The 13,961-nt window shown below is 67.2% G+C and carries 15 protein-coding genes; 5 read left to right on the forward strand and 10 right to left on the reverse strand.

Going from position 1 to position 13,961, the window contains the following annotated elements:
* Positions 1-67 precede the first annotated feature (67 nt).
* The 4 genes from J2W22_RS10275 (at position 68) to J2W22_RS10290 (ending at position 4,117) form a co-directional block, all read left to right on the forward strand.
* Entirely contained in the window at positions 68-778 is a 711-nt protein-coding gene (locus J2W22_RS10275; RefSeq protein ID WP_307118169.1) for a tetratricopeptide repeat protein, read from the forward strand.
* Positions 775-2,097, forward strand: a complete 1,323-nt coding sequence (locus J2W22_RS10280) for a PQQ-like beta-propeller repeat protein (RefSeq protein ID WP_307118170.1) — start codon at positions 775-777, stop codon at positions 2,095-2,097. Before J2W22_RS10275 ends, J2W22_RS10280 begins: the two co-directional genes overlap by 4 nt.
* Positions 2,098-2,202: 105 nt before the next feature.
* Positions 2,203-3,564, forward strand: coding sequence for a ribosome biogenesis GTPase Der (gene der / locus J2W22_RS10285; protein WP_307118171.1), 1,362 nt, complete (start codon positions 2,203-2,205; stop codon positions 3,562-3,564).
* Between the two features lie 142 nt (positions 3,565-3,706).
* Positions 3,707-4,117 (forward strand): Hpt domain-containing protein, encoded by a 411-nt coding sequence (locus J2W22_RS10290; RefSeq protein ID WP_307118172.1) that lies wholly within the window; start codon positions 3,707-3,709, stop codon positions 4,115-4,117.
* A 136-nt stretch (positions 4,118-4,253) separates the two neighbouring features.
* Here J2W22_RS10290 and bfr read toward each other — a convergent pair whose 3' ends face one another.
* From bfr to purL, 7 genes are all read right to left on the reverse strand, one after another.
* On the reverse strand, positions 4,254-4,736 hold the full coding sequence (gene bfr / locus J2W22_RS10295) for a bacterioferritin (protein WP_307118173.1): 483 nt from the start codon (positions 4,734-4,736) through the stop codon (positions 4,254-4,256).
* Positions 4,737-4,846: 110 nt separating this feature from the next.
* Positions 4,847-5,017 (reverse strand): (2Fe-2S)-binding protein, encoded by a 171-nt coding sequence (locus J2W22_RS10300; RefSeq protein ID WP_183993866.1) that lies wholly within the window; start codon positions 5,015-5,017, stop codon positions 4,847-4,849.
* A 56-nt stretch (positions 5,018-5,073) separates the two neighbouring features.
* Positions 5,074-6,327 (reverse strand): DUF418 domain-containing protein, encoded by a 1,254-nt coding sequence (locus tag J2W22_RS10305; protein WP_307118174.1) that lies wholly within the window; start codon positions 6,325-6,327, stop codon positions 5,074-5,076.
* A complete protein-coding gene (locus J2W22_RS10310; protein ID WP_307118175.1) occupies positions 6,328-6,771 on the reverse strand; it encodes a hypothetical protein in 444 nt (147 codons plus the stop codon). It lies immediately after the preceding gene.
* A 31-nt stretch (positions 6,772-6,802) separates the two neighbouring features.
* Positions 6,803-7,471, reverse strand: a complete 669-nt coding sequence (locus tag J2W22_RS10315) for a nitroreductase family protein (protein WP_307118176.1) — start codon at positions 7,469-7,471, stop codon at positions 6,803-6,805.
* Between the two features lie 66 nt (positions 7,472-7,537).
* The gene (locus tag J2W22_RS10320) at positions 7,538-7,948 is read right to left on the reverse strand and encodes a hypothetical protein (RefSeq protein WP_307118177.1); all 411 of its coding nucleotides are present in this window, start codon (positions 7,946-7,948) and stop codon (positions 7,538-7,540) included.
* Between the two features lie 37 nt (positions 7,949-7,985).
* A complete protein-coding gene (purL, locus tag J2W22_RS10325; RefSeq protein ID WP_307118178.1) occupies positions 7,986-10,205 on the reverse strand; it encodes a phosphoribosylformylglycinamidine synthase subunit PurL in 2,220 nt (739 codons plus the stop codon).
* A 286-nt stretch (positions 10,206-10,491) separates the two neighbouring features.
* Here purL and J2W22_RS10330 point away from each other — a divergent pair, with 286 nt between their 5' ends.
* The gene (locus J2W22_RS10330) at positions 10,492-10,884 is read left to right on the forward strand and encodes a PAS domain-containing protein (protein WP_307118179.1); all 393 of its coding nucleotides are present in this window, start codon (positions 10,492-10,494) and stop codon (positions 10,882-10,884) included.
* A gap of 141 nt (positions 10,885-11,025) precedes the next feature.
* On the opposite strand, the gene J2W22_RS10335 is transcribed toward J2W22_RS10330, so the two are convergent.
* The 3 genes from J2W22_RS10335 to arsC all read right to left on the reverse strand — a co-directional run bounded on the left by J2W22_RS10335 (position 11,026) and on the right by arsC (position 13,851).
* Positions 11,026-11,904: an AraC family transcriptional regulator gene (locus tag J2W22_RS10335; RefSeq protein WP_307118180.1), complete on the reverse strand. Its 879-nt coding sequence runs from the start codon at positions 11,902-11,904 to the stop codon at positions 11,026-11,028.
* 257 nt (positions 11,905-12,161) lie between these two features.
* Positions 12,162-13,250, reverse strand: coding sequence for a GGDEF domain-containing protein (locus tag J2W22_RS10340; protein ID WP_307118181.1), 1,089 nt, complete (start codon positions 13,248-13,250; stop codon positions 12,162-12,164).
* A gap of 262 nt (positions 13,251-13,512) precedes the next feature.
* Positions 13,513-13,851 carry an arsenate reductase (glutaredoxin) gene (gene arsC / locus J2W22_RS10345; protein WP_307118182.1) on the reverse strand — a complete coding sequence of 113 codons (339 nt, stop codon included), beginning with the start codon at positions 13,849-13,851 and terminating at the stop codon, positions 13,513-13,515.
* Positions 13,852-13,961: the final 110 nt, after the last annotated feature.

A 13,961-nucleotide genomic window follows, 5' to 3' on the forward strand; every position in this document is an offset into this window, starting at 1 on the left:
AGCGCTCTGTTGATTCCCGCACGGTGCGACTAAGGTTCGCGCCCGCAAGAGACGCATGGAGTAGATTTTGGCGCTTCCCCCCTCCGGCACGACAGACGAAGCCTTCCTGCGCGAAGTCGACGAGGAATATCGCCGCTCGCAGGTGCTCGGCATCTGGCAGAAATATGGGCGGCTGATCATCGGCGCCGTGGTGCTCGCGTTCGTCGCGCTCGCCGGTTTCCTGTTCTGGCAGCACCAGACGGATTCCGCCGCGGGCGCCAAGGGCGAGCAATATGACGCCGCGCTGCGCGAGATCGAGCAGAACCAGGGCGACAAGGCCACGCCGGAGCTCGCCAAGCTCGCCGCCAGCGGCAGCAACGGCTATGCGGCGATGTCGTCGATCATCGAGGGCAACCTGCTGGTCCAGAAGAAGGACCTGAAGGGCGCCGCCGCCAAATATGCCGCGGTCGCGGGCAACAGCGCCTTCGCCAAGCCGCTGCGCGACTATGCGCTGCTCCGCCAGACCTCGGTGGAATATGACACGCTGAAGCCCGAAGTGGTGGTGTCGCGCCTCCAGGGCCTGGCCAAGCCGGATTCGGCCTGGTTCGGCAGCGCCGGCGAGCTGGTGGCGACCGCGCAGATCAAGCTCGGCAAGCGTGCCGAAGCAGGCAAGCTTCTCCAGCAGATCGCCCAAGGCGGCGAGAATGTGCCGGATACGACGCGGCAACGCGCGGTTCAGCTGGCGAGCGTATTGGGGATCGACGTCCTCGATCAGTCGAAGGAAAAGCAGGTTAAATGAACAACAAGCTGAGGGTGGCTGGGGCCCTTGCGGCACTCGCGCTGGTTAGCGGCTGCGGGGTATTCAAGGGGCAGGGCAAGAAGACGCCCGTGCTCGGCGAGCGCGTTCCCATCCTGATGTCCGAGAACGACATCACCAGCGACAAGTCGCTGGCGAGTGTCGACGTGATCGTGCCCGAGGCGGCAGTGAACGAGGACTGGACCCAGCCGGGCGGCAATGCCGCCAAGTCGATGGGTTCGCTCGCGCTGTCCGCCACGCCGTCGCGCCTGTGGGACAAGCAGGTCACCAAGACCTCGAAGAAGGAGCGCCTCGGCGCTTCGCCGGTGATCGCGGGCGGCAAGCTGTACGTGATGGACACGGACGGCCAGGTCCATGCGATGGACGCCGCGACCGGCAGCACGCTGTGGACCGCGCCGACCGTGAAGGCGGACGGCAACAAGACCGCCCGCTTCGGCGGCGGCGTCAGCGTCTCGGGCGAGCATCTCTATGCCGCCAACGGCCTGGGCGACGTGGTCGCGCTCAAGGTGGCGGACGGCAGCGAAGTGTGGCGCAAGCGCCCGGGCGGGCCGCTGCGCGGCGCGCCGACGCTGGCCAATGGCAACGCCTATGTCGTCACCCAGGACAACCAGCTCTTCGTGATGAGCCAGGAGACCGGCGAGGTCAGCTGGACCGCTTCGGCGAGCCTCGAATCGCAGGGCGTGTTCGGCGTCGCGGCGCCGGCTTCGGCACAGGGCACGGTGATCGCGGGCTTCTCGTCGGGCGAGCTCAACGCCTATCGCTACGAGAACGGCCGCCAGCTGTGGAGCGACGTGCTGTCGCGCTCGAGCATGACCACCTCGGTCTCGTCGCTGTCGGACATCGATGCCGAGCCGGTGATCGACCAGGGCCGCGTCTATGCCGTGGGCCAGGGCGGCCGCATGGTCGCGATGGACATCGCCACCGGCAATCGCATGTGGGAGCAGAACATCGCCGGCATCTCCACCCCCTGGGTGGCCGGCGAGTGGATCTTCGTGGTGACCGACGACGCGCGGCTGCTGTGCCTGTCGCGCACCAGCGGCAAGGTGCGCTGGATCGCGCAGCTCAAGCGCTACAAGAACGACAAGAAGCCGAAGAACCCCTATGGCTGGGTCGGCCCCGTCCTGGCGGGCGGCAAGCTGATCCTCGGCAATACGCGGGGCGAGCTGGTCTTCGTCTCGCCGGCGGACGGCAGCATCAGCTCGACGATCGAGCTGAAGGACCCGATCTCGCTCCAGCCGGTGGTGGCGAACAACATCCTCTACATTCTGGACGACAAGGGTCGCCTGACCGCGTTCAAATAACCTGGTTCCCGGCCATGGCAGGCGGGCGGGGTCGAAAGGCCTCGCCCGTTGCTTTTTGTGTTACATGCCGTTCTGCCGGGCATTCCCCCGAGAAGAGTTACCTTTATGCCACTGCCCACCGTCGCGATCATCGGCCGGCCCAATGTCGGCAAATCGACGCTGTTCAACCGGCTCGTCGGCAAGCGGCTCGCGCTGGTCGACGATCAGCCGGGGGTGACCCGCGACCGCCGCGAGGGCGAGGCGAACCTGCTCGGGCTCGAATTCCGCATCTTCGATACCGCCGGCTATGAGGACGAGGACGCCGCGACCCTGCCCGGCCGGATGCGCCAGCAGACCGAGGCGGCGGTGCAGGACGCCGATGTCGCGCTGTTCCTGGTCGATGCGCGCGCGGGGGTGACGCCGCTCGACGAGGAGATCGCCCGCTGGCTGCGCTCGACCGACCGGCCGATCGTGCTGGTCGCCAACAAGGCCGAGGGCCGTGCGGGCGAGACCGGGGTGATCGAGGCGATGGCGCTCGGCTTCGGCGAGCCGATCCAGCTCTCCGCCGAGCATGGCGAGGGCATGGCCGACCTGTTCGGCGCGCTGCTGCCGCATGTCGAGCGCGAGGACGAGGAGGAGGATCCCGACAACCCCAATGCCCCGCTCAAGCTGGCGATCGTCGGCCGCCCGAACGCGGGCAAGTCGACCCTGGTCAACCGGCTGCTCGGCGAGGACCGGATGATCACCGGGCCCGAGGCGGGGATCACCCGCGATTCGATCTCGGTCGATTGGGAATGGGAGGATTTCGACGGCAACAAGCGCCCGGTCCGCCTGATCGACACCGCGGGCATGCGCAAAAAGGCCAAGGTCGAGGAGAAGCTCGAGAAGCTCTCGGTGATGGACACGCTGCGCGCGATCGACTTCGCCGAAGTGGTGGTGCTGCTGCTCGACGCGACCCGCGGACTGGAAGTGCAGGACCTCAAGATCGCCGACCGCGTGCTCCAGGAAGGCCGTGCGCTGATCATCGTGCTGAACAAATGGGACGTGGCGGAGAATGCTTCGAGCCTGTTCAACGGGGTGAAGGGTGCGCTCGACGAAGGGCTGGCGCAGGTGAAGGGCGTGCCCCTGCTCACCGTCTCGGCGGTGACCGGCAAGGGGCTCGACACGATGATCGACGTCGCCTTCAAGACGCGCGACGCCTGGTCGCGCCGCGTCTCGACCGGCCAGCTCAACCGCTGGTTCGAGCGTGCGATCGAAGCGAACCCGCCGCCCGCGCCCGGCGGCAAGCGGATCAAGCCGCGCTACGTCACCCAGAACAAGACGCGCCCGCCGACCTTCGTGCTGTTCGGCACCCGCGTCGACCTGCTGCCGACCAGCTACCAGCGCTATCTGATCAATGGCTTGCGCAAGGAGTTCGATTTCGGCGCGGTGCCGGTGCGGCTGAATCTGCGCGCGCCGAAGAACCCGTTCGACCGCGAGAAGGGCTGAGGCGCGACAAGGACTGAGGCGCGATAAGAGACGAGAATCCAGACGCTTCCGTAACGACCCTGATCAGATATCAACCCTGTGTTTACACACGGGCTCTAGGATTCGCCCATGCTCTGGGGGTGCGGAGTAGGGGAATGATGCGATGACCGGCAATGTGCCGCTGGTGAACTGGGACAGCTTCTCGCGGGCGCGGGCCGAGCTCGGCGCCAATTTCGTGCGTATTCTCGGCTATTTCCGCGAGGACGGCGTCAAGTCGGTCGCGCGGATCGAGGAAGCCATGCGCGCGAACAACGCCGCCTCGATGGTCATCCCCGCCCATACGCTGAAGGGCGAATCGCGCCAGTTCGGTGCAGATCCGCTGGCCGACCTGGCCGAGACGATCGAGATGGCCGCCCGCGCCTGCATCGAGCGGCAGGACACCCCGACCGACGTTCTCGAATATGTCGTGGCGCTGCGCCCGCTGTTCGAGGAGACGCTGGCGCTGCTGGAGCGCGAATCGAACCCGCTGGTGGAGCGGCGGCCGGTGTTCGGGCGGCGTTCGCTGGCTGGGTGATTTTTTAAATTCCCCTTCCGCTTGCGGGAGGGGTTAGGGGAGGGCGTGTCCAGTTTGGGCGCGCCCTTTAGTTTTTTCAGCCCCTCCCCCGACCCCTCCCGCAAGCGGAAGGGGGGAAGAAGGGACCGGGGCATCCCTAGCTCGCCTCGACGGCCTCGCTGTTGAGCTGGATGTAATTCTCCAGGCCCATGCGGGCGATCATGTCGAACTGCTTCTCCAGCGTGTCGACATGCTCTTCCTCGCTCTCGAGGATGTCGGCGAACAGGTCGCGCGAGACATAGTCGCGGACGCTCTCGCAATGCTGGATCGCGTCGCGCAGCAGCGGGGTGGCTTCCATCTCCACCGCGAGATCGGCCTTGAGGATCTCCTCCACCGTCTCGCCGATGCGCAGGCGCCCGAGCAGCTGGAAATTGGGCAGGCCGTCGAGGAACAGGATGCGCTCCGCCAGCTTGTCGGCGTGCTTCATCTCGTCGATCGATTCGTGGCGCTCGAGCTCGGCGAGCTTGGTGATGCCCCAATTGTCGAGCAGCCGGTAATGCAGCCAGTACTGGTTGATCGCGGTGAGCTCGTTCTTGAGCGCCTCGTTGAGATAGTCGAGGACCTTGGGATCGCCCTTCATTGCCGCCACCTGTTCTTATGATTGGATTTCGGGCAGCAGAATAGGCGCGGATGGCCGCGTTTAACAGTCAAAAAATGGCGGATTTCTGCGGTTTCCGGCTGTTGCGACTGTTACGCAGCAGCACGCTCCTCGGCGATGATCTCACGTGCGAACGGCACGCATTGTCCGCACTTCGCCTGGCAGCCGAGCGCGCGATAGGCTTGGCAGGCGCTGGTCGCCCCGCCACGCGCGGCTTCGCGCACATCCCGTTCCCGCAGTGCATTGCAAACGCAAACGACCATCGAACCCTCACGACTCTCAAGCGGAGAGTTAGGGCTATTGACACTGATTCGCAAGACTATTGCGAGGCACTCGCATTATTACCTAGGGCGCTGCCGCGGATCGGCTGGAAGCTGCCGCGGGCCAGGCTGCGCCACAGCCATTCGAACGGGCCGAATCGGAAATGGGCCAGCCACAGCCTGGAGCAGATCAGGATCGCCGCCCAGATCGTGAAAACCACGGGGTAGAGCTGCCAGCGGCTGAGATGGCCGTACCAGCCCAGGCCATAGCCGTAGAAGAGCGTGGTGCAGATCAGGCTGGTGGCGAGATAGTTGGTGAAGGCCATGCGGCCGGCGGCGGCCAGCAGGGTGGTCAGCGCGCCGCCGGGGCGGGCGAGGAGCAGGATCAGGCAGATCCACCCGGCGATCATCGGCGGGCGGCAAAGCGCGGTCAGCGGCATCATCGCGGCGATCACCCGGATGTCGAAGCCCGACGACCATTGCCACCAGGCCAGGACGGCATAGGCGGGCAGGGCGATGCTCCAGCAGATAAGCAGCCAGCGGCGATAGCGGTCCGGCGCCCATTCGCCCCGCAGCATGCCGCTGCGCAGCGCCGCCATGCCGAACAGCATATAGCCGAGCGTCTCGGGGCCGAAGAACAGGGACAGGCCGAACAGCGTGCCGCCGGCATCGCGCGACCGGTCGGCCAGCAGCGCGCCATAGCCGCCGCGATGCAAAGCGAGGTCCTTGACGAGGTCGCCGGGCAGGGGGACGCCGAACGACTGGGCATAGCCCTGAAGCGCGGCGGAACCGGGGTTCTCGGCCTGGAGCTGAATGATGTTCAGCGGAATGGCGGCGCACAGCACAGCGCTGGCCAGCGCCAGCATCGTGCCGAGCACCAGCAGGCGCGGGACCGGCATCGCGCGCATCGCATAGGCGATCATGCCGACCAGCGCATAATGGGCGAGGATGTCGCCATGCCAGACCAGGAAGAAATGGGCGAGGCCGAAGACGAGCAGCCAGACCATGCGGTTGTAATGGACCCGGGCGGGATCGCGTCCGCTCGTCTCGGCCCGCTCGATCACCAGCAGGGTCGAGGCGCCGAACAGGAAGGAGAAGAGCCCGCGCATCCGCCCGTCGAACAGGATGAAGTTCGCTGCCCAGGTGACGAGGTCGGCGCCGTGCCAGCCGCCATAGGCGCGCGGGTTCACATAGGCGGCCTCGGGCATGGCGAAGGCGAGGATGTTGAGCAGCAATATGCCCAGCACCGCCACGCCGCGGACGACATCGAGGGAGGCGAGCCGCGAGGCCGCAGTCGCAGTGGGGAAATCCATTCAGCGGCGCGCCGCGATCAGGGCGATGGGGATGCCGACCAGCACGATGTGGCAGAAGAACTGGCTGCCGGTGCCGTACAGGTCGAAATGCGGGAAGGCGGCCGGCCAGCGCAGCGGCAGGACGATGAGGTTCATCACCGCCCAGGTCGCCAGGCCATAGCCGATGCCGGCGAGGATCCGCCGTGCCTTGAGCACAGGCAGCCGGTCGGCAGCGAGGACGAAGACCGTGGCCATCACCGCCATGATGGCGAAATGGACCGCCAGGCCGAGCGCCGCACCGCCGGTGCCCCAGCCGGTCGCGTCGGGGAAGGGGCCGCTGGCCACGGCGCGCAGCATCTTGTCGGGCGTGCGGCCGGCCTGGAGGGCGAGCAAGGATGCGGCGGTGATGTCGAGCGTGCCGGCGACGAGAGTCGCGGTCAGGATCCGGCGTCCAGCCTGTGCCATGTCATGTCCCCTCCAAGCCTGGAGGCGGACGCTACAGCCAGGAGCTGATCTCCTCCAGCGCCTTCTTGCGGACCACCGAAGCGGGGATCAGCGCGTCCTCGGCCGGATGGCCGGCGACGATCAGCATCAGCGGCTTCTCATTGTCCGGGCGGCGGCAGACGAGGTTGAGGAAGCGCATCGGGTGCGGGGTGTGGACCAGGGTGGCGATGCCGGCGGCATGAAGCGTGGCGAGCAGCAGGCCGGTGGCGATCGAGACGCTCTCGGTGACGTAGTAGTTGCGCGGCTGGGTCTCGTCCTCGGCATAGCGCTGGGCGAAGACCGCGATCAGCCAGGGCGCGACCTCGAGATAGGGTTTCTCGGCACCGGTGCCGAGCGGGCGCAGCGCGCTGAGCCAGGCCTCCGGCGCGCGGTTGGTGTAGAATTGGCGCTCCTCTTCCTCGACCGCGACGCGGATCGCCGCCTTGGCCTCGGGCGTCTCGATCGCGCAGAAATGCCAGGGCTGGCGGTTGGCGCCGCTGGGGGCGGAGCCGGCGGCCAGGAGCGCCGCCTCGATCACTTCGCGGGGTACCGGCTGGTCGCTGAAGGCGCGGCAGCTGCGGCGGCTGACCATGTCGGCAAGGAAGGTCCGCGCACGCGCGATGCGCGCTTCGTCAGTCAGTTCGGGATAGGGCTGCCAGGGCAGCGTCTCATGCTCGGCCATAGGGTTTCCGAGGGGGAGCATGCCATCCGCGCCCCCACGCGGGCACTCAGGGGTTTTCCTGAGATTTCAACGATTTTCGCGACGAATCACTAACTTAAGGCCGGACCATACATCGTCGACGGCACAGACCTTTATGTCCACCAATCCCTTGGGGAGCGCAACCTCGCGGATCCTATCCTCGGTTAAGTCTGTGGGCATCCTGGCCGATTTCTTGGGCCAGGAGACCCAGATGAAGCCGTTGCGGTCGATCAGCGCCAATAGCGCATCGAGTTCGCGGTCGAGCCTGGCGCGCTCGGTGACGAAGATATGCGCTGCCTGCAGCCCGGCCGCAGCGGCCTCATATTCCTCCACGCCCAGCGCCGAGGGATCGATCTCGGCGCGGACGCTGTCCGGCATGCCGCAGAACCAGCTGCGCATGCCGGGCTTGAGCCCCAGTTTCTGGGCGAGCGGCGTGCCCGAATAGCCCGCGGACGGCATGGAAACCTCCCTCATTGCCGGCCGGGCACGCGCAATCTCATGCCAGGGCGGCGTCTTCTCCCATCAGCTCTGGGAAGAAACCTTCGTGCGCTGCCTTGAGATCGGTCAAGCTCACGCAGAAATCGCCTTCTTCCAGCTCGAAGATGATGCGGTCCTTGATCGTGCGGCCGATCGGATCGGCGACCAGGCCGGCCTTGTCGGCGGCGACCAGGAAGTCGGCCAGGCAGGTGTCGCAGATCGTGACGACATACAGGCCCTGGTCCTCGCCGAAGAACGAGCCGGCGATGCCGAAGGGCTGGGGCTGGTCGATGATCGCGCCGATGCCCGAGGCCATCGCCATCTCGGCGATCGCCACCGCGAGGCCGCCGTCGGACACGTCGTGGCAGGCGGTGATCGCGCCGGTGCAGATGCCCGAGCGGATGAAGGCGCCGGTGCGGCGCTCCATCATCAGGTCGACCTCGGGCGCCGGGCCTTCCTCGCGGCCATGCAGCTCGCGTAGCCACAGCGACTGGCCGAGATGGCCCGAGCGCTCGCCGACCGCGAGGATGATGTCGCCGGTGCCCTTGAACGCGATGGTCGCGCTCTTCGACCAGTCCTTGAGCAGGCCGATCGCGCCGATCGCCGGAGTCGGCAGGATCGCCGAGCCGCCGCCGGTGGCCTTGGATTCGTTGTAGAGCGAGACGTTGCCCGAGACGATCGGGAAGTCGAGCGCGCGGCAGGCCTCCGACATGCCCTCGAGGCAGCCGACAATCTGGCCCATGATCTCGGGGCGCTGCGGATTGGCGAAGTTGAGGCAGTTGGTCACCGCCAGCGGGGTCGCGCCGACCGCCGACAGGTTGCGCCAGGCTTCCGCGATCGCCTGCTTACCGCCCTCTACGGGATCGGCAAAGCAATAGCGCGGGGTGCAGTCGGTGGTGATCGCCAGGCCCTTGTCGGTGCCGTGGACGCGGACCACCGCGGCGTCGCCGCCCGGGCGCTGCGCGGTGTCGCCGCCGACCATGTGGTCATACTGTTCCCAGATCCAGCGGCGCGAGGCGAGGTCCGGGGTGCCGACCAGCTTGAGCAGGTCCGCGGCCGGATCGACGCTCTCGGGCACGTTCGTCAGCTCGGCCGGCTTCGGCGTCGGCACGTGCGGACGGTCGTAGAGCGGGGCTTCGTCGGCGAGCGGGGCGAGCGGGATGTCGGCGACGGTGTCGCCCTTCCACTTGAGTACCATGCGGCCGGTATCGGTGACATGGCCGATCACGGCGAAATCGAGCTCCCACTTGCGGAAGATCGCCTCGGCAAAGGCTTCGCGGCCGGGCTTGAGCACCATGAGCATGCGCTCCTGGCTCTCCGACAGCATCATCTCATACGGCGTCATGCCGGTTTCGCGCTGGGGAACGTCGTCCATGATCAGCTCGATGCCGACGCCGCCCTTGCTGGCCATCTCGACCGAGGAGGAGGTGAGGCCGGCGGCGCCCATGTCCTGGATCGCGACGATCGCGTCCGACGCCATCAGCTCGAGGCAGGCCTCGATCAGCAGCTTCTCGGTGAAGGGATCGCCGACCTGGACGGTGGGGCGCTTCTCCTCGCTGTCCTCGCCGAAATCGGCCGAGGCCATGGTCGCGCCGTGGATGCCGTCGCGGCCGGTCTTCGAGCCGACATAGACGATCGGATTGCCGACGCCCGATGCGGCCGAATAGAAGATCTTGTCGGTGTCGGCGATGCCGACGGTCATCGCGTTGACGAGGATGTTGCCGTCATAGGCCTTGTGGAAATTGACCTCGCCGCCGACGGTGGGGACGCCGACGCAATTGCCGTAGCCGCCGATGCCATGGACCACGCCGGCGATGAGGTGCTTCATCTTGGGGTGATCGGGCCGGCCGAAGCGCAGCGCGTTCATGTTGGCGATCGGGCGGGCGCCCATGGTGAAGACGTCGCGCAGGATGCCGCCCACGCCGGTCGCCGCGCCCTGATAGGGCTCGATGTAGGACGGGTGGTTGTGGCTCTCCATCTTGAAGATCGCCGCCTGGCCATCGCCGATATCGACTACGCCGGCATTCTCGCCCGGGCCGCAGATGACCTGGGGGCCGGTGGTCGGCAGCTTCTTCAGGTGGATTCGGCTCGACTTGTACGAGCAGTGCTCGGACCACATCACCGAGAAGATGCCCAACTCGGTGATATTGGGCACGCGGCCCATCGCCTTCAGGACGCGCTCATATTCCTCGGGGGTGAAGCCGTGCTCGGCAACGATCTCAGGCGTGATCTCAGTCATGCGACGAGCCCATAGCGGGGGCTTTTCGCCACGTCACCCCCGAGCGGGGAGCCGGAGAGAATGTTGGATCGCCCGCGCGTACGCAAGGGAAGGAGGGTGAGCCCGCATGCCGGCCCGTCAAGCGGATGGAATCCTGCGGTTAAAGACCGGATCGTCATGGAGGCCGGGGGCTGGACTTTAACCCTTTCAGGCGTAGCAAGAGTCATGGGAGTTGGGCCTGGGTGATCGCTGCGTGCCAAGCCACTGGATAGACCGAGTCGCAGAGCCGCGGGTGGGGCGCGTGCCGATGGGCTGGGCGCGCGAGCTGCACGTGGTGCCGTCCGAAGTGCCGACGGTGCTCGCCCCGATGCCGGCGGCCTGGGAATGCGACCTTTCCGACGATTCGCTGCGCTGGACGCCGGGGGTGTTCGAGATATTCGGCCTGCCCGCCGACCGGCCGGTGCGGCGCGACGAGGTGGTCGCGATGTACAGCGAGGAATCGCGCGCCGAGCTCAAGCGGCTGCGCGACGCGGCGATCGCGACCTGTGGCAGCTTCACCTTCGACGCCGAGATCCGCCGGCCGGACGGCGAGGTCCGCTGGATGCGGGTGACGGCGGATGTCGAGGTGCGCGACGGCCGGCCGGTGTATCTCTATGGGCTGAAGCAGGACATCACGCATTTGCGTCGGGAGGAGGGGTAATCCCTTTCAAGCCCTCTCCCTTTGGGAGAGGGTTGGGTGAGGGCGGCCTGGCCGCGCACCTGGTCGTGTGGGCGTGCCGACCCTCATCCCTCCCACCGCCTTCGGCGGCGGGCCCCTCCCTTCTCCCAATGGGAGAAGGGTTTAGCGCAGCGGCAAATACACCTCGGTCACCGCTTCGTTTACCGGCACGTCGGGGAAGAACTTCACTCGCTGGACGAACATCGGGAAGTCGCGCGGTTCCTCGCTGCTGCGGGGGAGCCAGTCGGCATAGAGGAAATGCGCCGGCGCGCGCAGGTCGTCGCCCGGGCCGGTCAGGCGGACCGTGGCGCAGCGGCCTGCGGGGATCAGGCCTTCGGTGACGCCATCGGGATTCGCGGCCACCCGGTCGGCGGCGCAGGCGATGTCGATCCGGTGCTGCTCGGGCGGCACGCCGTCCGGATCATTGCGGAGGATGTTGAAGGTCGCGCTCTTTGCCGGCGGCAGGCCGTTGGCGCGGCGCCAGTCGATGAAGCGGCGTATCGTGTCGCCCACCGCCAGGGGGTCGCCGCGATGCTCGATCAGCGCGACCGGGGTGGCGGGGAAATCGACGATGCGGACATCGGCGTCGGTGAAGCTGGGCGTCATGGTCTGGCTCCTTGCCTGTTCGAGCGGCGCGAGGGCCGCGGTCCAGGGAGCCCATTCCGGCCGGTCGCGGAATCCGCTCGGGCTCTGTCCGATCCGCTGCCGGAACGCGCGCGCAAAGGCCTCCGGCCCGCCGAACCCGGAATCGAGCGCGACGTCGAACACGCTGGTCTTCCGATAGGCGAGGGCGAACGAGGCCCGTTTGAGGCGCGCGAGCTGGACATAGCGGTGGACGCTGATCCCGAAGAGCTCGGCGAACTGGCGGTGGAAATGGAAGGTCGAGAAGGCCGCGACGCCGGCCAGGGCTTCGGTGCTGAGGTCCCCATCCAGATGCGCGTCGACATGGTCGAGCACGCGCTGCATGCGGGCAAGATAGAGCTGGCTTGCGTCTGGCTTCACGGTTCCTGGTCTCCCTGGCGACGGGGAATGCCGCAAGGGGGAGAGGGGCGCCTGACGGATGCTGCGGAGTTGGGGGGACTTGCGCCGGGCGACCTTACTCCCCTCCCTGCAAGGGAGGGGTTGGGGGTGGGTGGCGAGCGTAGCGAGCTCAGCCGGTCGGCAGGTTAAACAGAAAAGGCCGGGCATCGAGCCCGACCTTTTCTAACCCACCCCTAGCCCCTCCCTTGCAGGGAGGGGAATTTTGAGGGCGATAGTTCCTACGCCGCCGAGGCTGCGGAGGCCGCCTGCGAGGCCAGGGTGGTCACCTGATCCTTGCCGGCCCGCTTCGCCGCATAGAGCAGCTCGTCGGCGATGCGCAGCGCGTCGGCCGAGTCGGCTTCGATGGTGGCGACGCCGGCGGAGAAGCTGATCCGGCCGATCGGCAGGTTGGTGGTCTGGTCGCGCAGCAGCCGCTCGCGCAGCCGGGCGCGGCAGGCGTCGAGCGTCTCGGCGGCATCCTCGGCATCGCTGCCTTCGAACAGGCAGACGAACTCCTCGCCGCCATAGCGGGCGACGGTCACGCGCCGGCCGAGGAACTCGCGCAAGGTCCGCCCGACGAAGCGCAGCACCCGGTCGCCGGTATGGTGGCCGTGGCGGTCGTTGATCGCCTTGAAATTGTCGATGTCGCACAGCGCCAGCGCGAAGGGCGCGGCGTCGGGCCGGGCGAGCAGCTCTTCCATGCGGGCGAAGAAGCCGCGGCGATTGGGCAGGCCGGTGAGGTGATCCTCCTCAGCCGCGCGCACCGCGCGCTCGAGATCGCCGCGCAGGCGCTTGGTGTCCTCGCGGGTGCTCTCCAGCCGGCCGCCGATCTTGCGGGTGGTCTCGGCGACTTCGAGCGTGACTTCGAGCAGGCGGCGATAGGTCTCGCCCGGCGCGCGCTCCATCTCGCCTGCGGCCTGGCCGAGCGCAGTGGAATAGGCGCTGGTCGAAGCGGTGGCATCGCCCACCGCGCCAAGGCACTCGACCACCTTGCTCTCCAGCTCGCGGGTGAGCTTCTCGAGCTTGTCGGAGGTGTCGTCGCTGGCGTGGCGCTCCATGATCTTCTCGACGTCGCGGTCGGTCAGGCTGCCCTTGGCGGCGATCAGGTCCTCCGCCGCCTGGAGCAGCTGCAATTCCCGCCCGTCGAGGAAGCGGCCGGCGAAATCGAAATTGAGCGTGCTGGGCTCGAGGCCATGCTCGAACAGCAGGGCGCCGATCTGCTCATAGCGCAGCCGGTGCAGCGCGGCGCGATCGGGCACCGAGTCGCCGCGGCGGAACCAGGAGGTCAGGCGGTCGAGCTGCGAGTGCAGCGAGATGGGCGCGTTCATGCCTGCGCCTCGCCGCGCGATGCGCCGCCGATTCGCATGGGGCTCGCGCCCGTGCACCGCTTCCCGTTCCCGACCGTAATCCGCATCACCCCATCCTATATTTTCGGGATGCAGGATTAGGCGGTGACCGTTAATTTTCGGGTTACCGCGACGGGGGAATTGTCCGGCGCAGCGTCGATTTCGTCAAATTGGGTAACGGGACGGAACCATTTTGGATATTCGGCGTTGCGGCGCGCCTCTCTCCCCTGGGCGAGGGAGGGATTTAGAGGATCTCGCGAATCTTTTCCGGCGGGCGGCCGAGGCGGACGCCCTTTTCGGTGACGACCAGCGGGCGCTCGATCAGGATCGGATTCGCCGCCATCGCATCGAGGATCGTGTCGTCATCGGCGCCCTTGAGCGGCTTGGCGGCGTCCTCGGCGATGCGCAGGCCTTCGCGGGCGGTCATGCCGGCGCGGGCATAGAGGTCCTTCAGCGTCTCGCGGCTCGGTGGGGTCTTGAGATATTCGACCACCTCGACCTCGATGCCCGGCGTCTCGTTCAGGATCGCCAGCGCCTCGCGCGACTTGGAGCAGCGGGGATTGTGGTAGATCGTGGCTTTCATCGTCGCTTGTCCCAATCCCGCGTCATCCCCGCGAAGGCGGGGATCCAGGGTTTCTCTGCCGTATAGCGTTTGACTCTGGATCCCCGCCTTCGCGGGGATGACGGAGGAAA

The sequence above is a fragment of the Sphingomonas kyeonggiensis genome (assembly GCF_030812785.1).
Classification (GTDB): domain Bacteria; phylum Pseudomonadota; class Alphaproteobacteria; order Sphingomonadales; family Sphingomonadaceae; genus Sphingomonas; species Sphingomonas kyeonggiensis_B.

Bases quoted from the DNA above. Each gene is read 5' to 3' on its own strand.
- J2W22_RS10315 (WP_307118176.1), bottom strand. From the start codon at position 7,471: ATGGCCGAGCATGAGACGCTGCCCTGGCAGCCCTATCCCGAACTGACT.
- bfr (WP_307118173.1), bottom strand. From the start codon at position 4,736: ATGAAGGGCGATCCCAAGGTCCTCGACTATCTCAACGAGGCGCTCAAG.
- J2W22_RS10310 (WP_307118175.1), bottom strand. From the start codon at position 6,771: ATGGCACAGGCTGGACGCCGGATCCTGACCGCGACTCTCGTCGCCGGC.
- J2W22_RS10305 (WP_307118174.1), bottom strand. From the start codon at position 6,327: ATGGATTTCCCCACTGCGACTGCGGCCTCGCGGCTCGCCTCCCTCGAT.
- der (WP_307118171.1), top strand. From the start codon at position 2,203: ATGCCACTGCCCACCGTCGCGATCATCGGCCGGCCCAATGTCGGCAAA.
- J2W22_RS10320 (WP_307118177.1), bottom strand. From the start codon at position 7,948: ATGCCGTCCGCGGGCTATTCGGGCACGCCGCTCGCCCAGAAACTGGGG.
- J2W22_RS10300 (WP_183993866.1), bottom strand. From the start codon at position 5,017: ATGGTCGTTTGCGTTTGCAATGCACTGCGGGAACGGGATGTGCGCGAA.
- J2W22_RS10290 (WP_307118172.1), top strand. From the start codon at position 3,707: ATGACCGGCAATGTGCCGCTGGTGAACTGGGACAGCTTCTCGCGGGCG.
- arsC (WP_307118182.1), bottom strand. From the start codon at position 13,851: ATGAAAGCCACGATCTACCACAATCCCCGCTGCTCCAAGTCGCGCGAG.
- purL (WP_307118178.1), bottom strand. From the start codon at position 10,205: ATGACTGAGATCACGCCTGAGATCGTTGCCGAGCACGGCTTCACCCCC.
- J2W22_RS10280 (WP_307118170.1), top strand. From the start codon at position 775: ATGAACAACAAGCTGAGGGTGGCTGGGGCCCTTGCGGCACTCGCGCTG.
- J2W22_RS10330 (WP_307118179.1), top strand. From the start codon at position 10,492: ATGGGCTGGGCGCGCGAGCTGCACGTGGTGCCGTCCGAAGTGCCGACG.
- J2W22_RS10340 (WP_307118181.1), bottom strand. From the start codon at position 13,250: ATGAACGCGCCCATCTCGCTGCACTCGCAGCTCGACCGCCTGACCTCC.